General features: G+C 72.8%; 2 protein-coding genes. Both read left to right on the top strand.

The annotated features are described in order from the left end of the window. A partial coding sequence (locus tag EEJ42_RS18155; protein ID WP_184503149.1) for an acyl carrier protein occupies nt 1-615 on the top strand: 615 nt, incomplete at its 5' end. Nucleotides 616-632: 17 nt separating this feature from the next. Further along, a partial coding sequence (locus EEJ42_RS18160) for a type I polyketide synthase (RefSeq protein WP_123100973.1) occupies nt 633-5,698 on the top strand: 5,066 nt, incomplete at its 3' end.

A 5,698-nucleotide genomic window follows, 5' to 3' on the forward strand; every position in this document is an offset into this window, starting at 1 on the left:
GCCACCCTGCGGGCACTCGCCACCACCGGTGGCGGCGGCGCCGGACGGCGTACGGCGGCGGCCGCCGGCGCGGAACAGCCTGTCGACTGGGCCGCCAGGCTGGCCGGGCTGTCGGCGGCCGAGCGCCACCGGCTGGTGCTGGGCCTGGTCCGCGGCCACGCGGCCACCGTGCTGGGCCACACCGACGTGGACGCGGTGCAGGCCGAGGCCAGCTTCAAGGAGTTGGGCTTCGACTCGCTGACCGCCGTGGAGCTGCGCAACCGGCTCGCCGCCGCCACCGGACTGCGGCTGCCCGCCGCGATGGTCTTCGACTACCCCGAGGCCGCGGTGCTCGCCGAATACCTGCTGGAACGGCTCGCACCCGACGACGCCACCACCGCGGCGGGCCGGGACGGCGCGGACCCCGTTCTGGGCGAGCTGGCCAGGCTGGACCACACCCTGGACGCCCTCGTCACGGACGAAGAGGGACGGCACAGGATCGCCAAGCGGCTGAGCGGACTGCTGGCGAAGGTGAACGGCGGACCGACCGACGCGTCCGGCACGACGGACTTCACCACCCTCGAATCCGCTTCGGACGACGAGATGTTCGCGCTCATTGACCGTGAACTGCCCTGATGGAGGAGCGAGAACAGATGCCGGGTACGGATTCGGGTACGGGTACGGGTACCGAAGAGAAGCTCCGCCAGTATCTCAAGCGGGTGACGGCCGATCTGGGGCAGACCCGTCAGCGCTTGCGCGAGGTGGAGGAGCGGGCGCAGGAGCCGGTGGCCATCGTCAGCATGGCCTGCCGCTTCCCGGGCGGAATCGCCTCCCCCGAGGACCTGTGGCAACTCGTCGCCTCCGGCCGGGATGCCATCGGGGACTTCCCGAAGGACCGGGGCTGGGACCTGGACGGCCTGTACCACCCGGACCCGGACCACCCCGGCACCAGCTACGTCCGCCGGGGCGGCTTCCTGCGGGGCACGGACGGCTTCGACGCCACCTTCTTCGGCATCAGCCCGCGCGAGGCACTGGCCGCCGAACCGCAGCAACGCCAGCTCCTCGAGGTCTCCTGGGAACTGCTCGAACGCGCCGGGATCGACCCCACGTCGCTGAAGGGCACCCCGACCGGCGTCTACGCGGGCGCCGGAATCCTCGGCTTCGGCACGCCCCACATCGAAAGGAGCGCCGAAGGGTATCTGCTCACCGGCAACACGCTCAGCGTCGTCTCGGGCCGGGTCGCGTTCACCCTCGGCCTCGAAGGGCCCGCGGTGACCGTGGACACGGCGTGCTCCTCGTCCTTGGTCGCCATGCACCTGGCCTGCCAGGCGCTCCGGCAGGGCGAGTGCACCCTGGCCATGGCCGGTGGCGTCACGGTGATGTCCACACCGCACACCTTCGTGGAATTCTCCCGCCAGCGCGGACTGTCCCCCGACGGCCGCTGCAAGCCCTTCGCGGCGGCCGCCGACGGTACGGGATTCTCCGAGGGCGTCGGCCTGCTGCTCCTGGAGCGGCTCTCGGACGCACGGCGCAACGGACACCAGGTACTCGCGGTGCTCCGAGGGTCGGCGATCAACCAGGACGGCGCGTCGAACGGCCTGACCGCGCCGAACGGCCCCTCGCAGCAACGAGTGATCCGCCAAGCCCTGGTCAACGCCCAGCTGTCCTCCGCCGAGGTCGACGCCGTCGAGGCCCATGGCACCGGCACCACCCTCGGCGACCCCATCGAAGCGGACGCGCTGATCGCCGCGTACGGCCAGGACCGGCCCGCCGACCAGCCGCTGTGGCTGGGCTCGCTGAAGTCCAACATCGGCCATGCGCAGGGTGCCGCGGGCGTGGCCGGTGTGATCAAGATGGTGATGGCGCTGCGCCACGAGATGCTGCCCGCGACTCTGTACGTCGATGAGCCGACCCCGCACGCGGACTGGAGCGGCGGCGCGGTACGGCTGCTGACCGAGCCGGTGGCGTGGCCGCGTGGCGAACGTCCGCGGCGGGCCGGTGTGTCGGCGTTCGGCATTTCCGGCACCAACGCGCATGTGATCCTCGAGCAGGCCCCGGAGCCGCCCGAGCAGGCTGAGCCGCGGCCCGTTGAGGGTGTGGTGCCGTGGGTGCTGTCTGCGCGGAGCGCGGAGGCGTTACGGGGTCAGGCGGCGGCGCTGGCGGCGCGTATGGCCGATACGGAGGTGGGGGTTGCCGAGGTCGGCTGGTCGTTGGCGACGACGCGGTCGCTGTTCGAGCATCGTGCGGTGGTGGTGGGTGAGGACCGTGCGGAGTTGCTGGCCGGGGTGGAGGCGTTGGCGGCTGGGGAGTCGCATCCGAGTGTGGTGGATGCGGGTGCTGAGGTGTCGGCGGGTGATGTGGGTCCGGTGTTGGTGTTTCCGGGGCAGGGGTCGCAGTGGGTGGGGATGGGTGCGGGTTTGCTTGATGCGTCGCCGGTGTTCGCGGCGCGGGTGGCGGAGTGTGAGCGGGCGTTGTCGCCGTACGTGGACTGGTCGCTCACCGATGTTCTGCGCGGCACCGGAGACGCGGGGGATCTGGGGCGGGTGGATGTGGTGCAGCCGGTGTTGTGGGCGGTGATGGTGTCGCTGGCGGCGGTGTGGGCCGAGCATGGCGTGAAGCCTGCGGCGGTGGTGGGCCACAGTCAGGGTGAGATCGCGGCGGCAGTCGTGTCCGGGGCGTTGTCGTTGGAGGACGGTGCGAAGGTGGTGGCCTTGCGGAGCAGGGCGCTGCGCAAGCTGGCTGGTGGCGGTGCGATGGCGTCGCTGGGTTTGGGGCAGGAGGAGGCCGGACAGCTGCTGGCCCGGCTCGGCGACCAGGCCGCGGCCGTGGGGGTGGCGGCGGTCAACGGGCCGTCGTCCACGGTGGTGTCGGGTCCGCCGGAGCAGGTGGCCGCGGTGGTGGCCGCATGCCAGGAGGACGGAGACCGGGCGCGGCTCATCGACGTGGACTATGCCTCGCACGGCCCCCAGGTGGATGAGATCCGCGACGAGCTGATGCGCGCACTGGACGGAGCGGCCCCCGTCGCCGCTCCCTCGGACGACGTGACCTTCTACTCGGCGGTGACCGGCGGCCGAGCCGAAACGGCCGGTCTGGACGCCGCGTACTGGGTGACGAACCTGCGGGAGCCGGTGCGGTTCGCGGAAGCGGTGGAGGCGCTGTTGGCCGATGGGCATCGGGTGTTCATCGAGGCCAGCACCCATCCCGTGCTCAGCGTCGGCATGGAGGAGACCTTCGAGCGGGCGGGCGTCGACGCGGTGACCGTGCCGACGCTGCGCCGCGACCACGGTGGCCGGGAGCAGCTGGTGCGTTCCCTCGCTCAGGCGTTCGTCGCGGGCGTCCCCGTGGACTGGACGGCCCTGTTCCCCTCCGAGCCGACGCCGTGCAGCGTGGACCTGCCCACCTATGCCTTTCAGCACCAACGCTTCTGGATGGCCGGATCGGGCGGGACCGGCGACCCCAGTGACCTCGGTCTGGTGTCCGCCGGACATCCGCTGCTGGGCGCCGCGGTCGAGCTTGCCGATGGCCGTACGCACCTGCTCACCGGCAGGATCACGGCCGGCGGTGGCGAGAGCTGGCTCGGCGACCATGTGGTGGCGGGGACCGTACTGGCGCCGGGCGCGGCGCTGGTGGAGTGGGTGTTGCGGGCGGCCGACGAGGTCGGCTGCGGTGGGGTGGAGGAGCTTGCCCTTCAGGTGCCCCTGGCGCTGCCCGAGTCGGGCGGCTTGCGCGTACAGGTCGTGGTGGGCGAGGCGGCCGAGGACGGGCGGCGGGATGTTCAGGTGTACTCCCGTCCCGGGGACGCCGACTCCGTAGCGGGGTGGGTGTGCCATGCGGAGGGCGTACTGAGCCCGCCACGGGAGGACACCGGACCGGCGTCCGAGGGCTTGCAGGGTGTGTGGCCCCCGGCAGGCGCGCAGCCTGTGGAGTTGGACGGGTTCTACGAGCAGGCCGCGGCGGCGGGATATGCGTACGGGCCGTCCTTCCAGGGCCTGCGCGCGATGTGGCGGGACGGCTCGGATGTCGTCGCCGAGGTGACGCTGCCCGAGGCAGCCGGGGACGAGGAAGGCTTCGGCATCCACCCGGCCCTGCTCGACGCCGCGTTGCACCCGGCGCTGCTGACCGCCTCGTCCGAGCGGGAGCAGGGCGACGACCAGGTGTGGCTGCCGTTCGCCTGGAACGGCGTGTCCCTCTGGGCCACCGGCGCCACCACCGTGCGGGTGCGGATCTCCCCGCAGCAGCACGGCGTGGACGGTGAGCGGGGACTGCGGATGGTGGTGGCCGACGCCGCCGGGGAACCGGTCCTGACGGTGGACTCCCTGGTGACGCGCCCGGCACGGGGCGATCAGCTGCGCGCTGCGGGCGCGCGTGGCGTGGACGGGCTGTTCGCGCTGGAGTGGACGCCGCTGCCTGGCGTGCCGGTCACGACGGATGACGACGAGTGGGCGGTACTGGACCTCGGCAACGCGGACGAGGACCTGGAGGCGTTGGTCGCGGCGCTCGACGCCGAAGGGCCGGTCCCGTCCGTCGCCCTCGCCTGTATTCCGCACTCCGGTGCGGGTGCCGGTGGTGTGGCGGCGGCCGAGGGGCTGGCGCTGGCGGAGCGGGCGTTGGGGCTGTTGCAGGGCTGGTTGGCCGAACCGCGGCTGGCCGATGCCCGGCTGGTGGTGGTGACGCGGGGCGCGGTCGCGCACGCCGAGGACGACATCCCGGACGTGGCCGGTGCCGCCGTATGGGGGCTGGTGCGCAGCGCGCAGGCCGAGAACCCGGGACGCTTCCTGCTGCTCGACCTCGCACCCGGAGCGGATGTCCTCGCCGACCGTGTACGGGACGCGGTCGCGTGTGCGGTGGAACGGGACGAACCCCAGTTGGCCGTATGCGACGGCCAGGCGCTGGTGCCCCGGCTGAAGCGGGCCGACAGCGACCAGCCGTTGGACGCCCCGGGCGTGCTCGACCCGGACGGCACGGTGCTCATCACGGGCGGCACCGGAACCCTGGGCGGCCTGGTCGCCGAACACCTCGTCCGTACGTGGCAGGTCGGCCACCTCCTGTTGGTGAGCCGCCGCGGGCCGAACGCCCCCGGCGCACGGGGCCTGGCCGACCGGCTGGAAGACCTCGGTGCGCGGGTGCGGATCGCAGCCGTGGACGTCACGGATGCGGCCGCGGTGGCGGAGCTGGTGGCGGGGATCGACGCGGAGCATCCGCTGACCGGTGTCATCCATGCCGCGGGTGTGCTGGATGACGCGGTGATCACCTCGCAGACCCCGGAGCGTCTGGCGCGGGTGTGGGAGGCCAAGGCCACGGCGGCGGCCCATCTGCACGCGGTGACGGCGGACCTGCCGCTGGGCATGTTCGTGACGTTCTCCTCCGCGGCCGGGGTGCTGGGCAGCCCGGGGCAGGCCAACTACGCGGCGGCGAACGCCTTCTGCGATGCCCTGGCCGCCCACCGCCGGGCCATCGGCCTTCCGGCGCTGTCGGTGGCGTGGGGGCTGTGGGCCGAGGCCAGCGGCCTGACCGGAAAGCTGGCCGAGGTGGACCGGGCCCGGATGTCCCGCTCGGGCATCGCCGCGATGTCCACTCCCAAGGCGCTCGCCCTGCTGGATTCTGCGGTCCGGCTCCCGCGTCCGTTGGTGGTGGCTGTGGACCTTGATGTGGCGGGGGTTGTGGGTGGTGATGTGCCTGCGGTGTTGCGTGGGTTGGTGGTGGGGCGTGTGCGGCGTCG

Source organism: Streptomyces botrytidirepellens, assembly GCF_003721215.1.
GTDB classification, from domain to species: domain Bacteria; phylum Actinomycetota; class Actinomycetes; order Streptomycetales; family Streptomycetaceae; genus Streptomyces; species Streptomyces himastatinicus.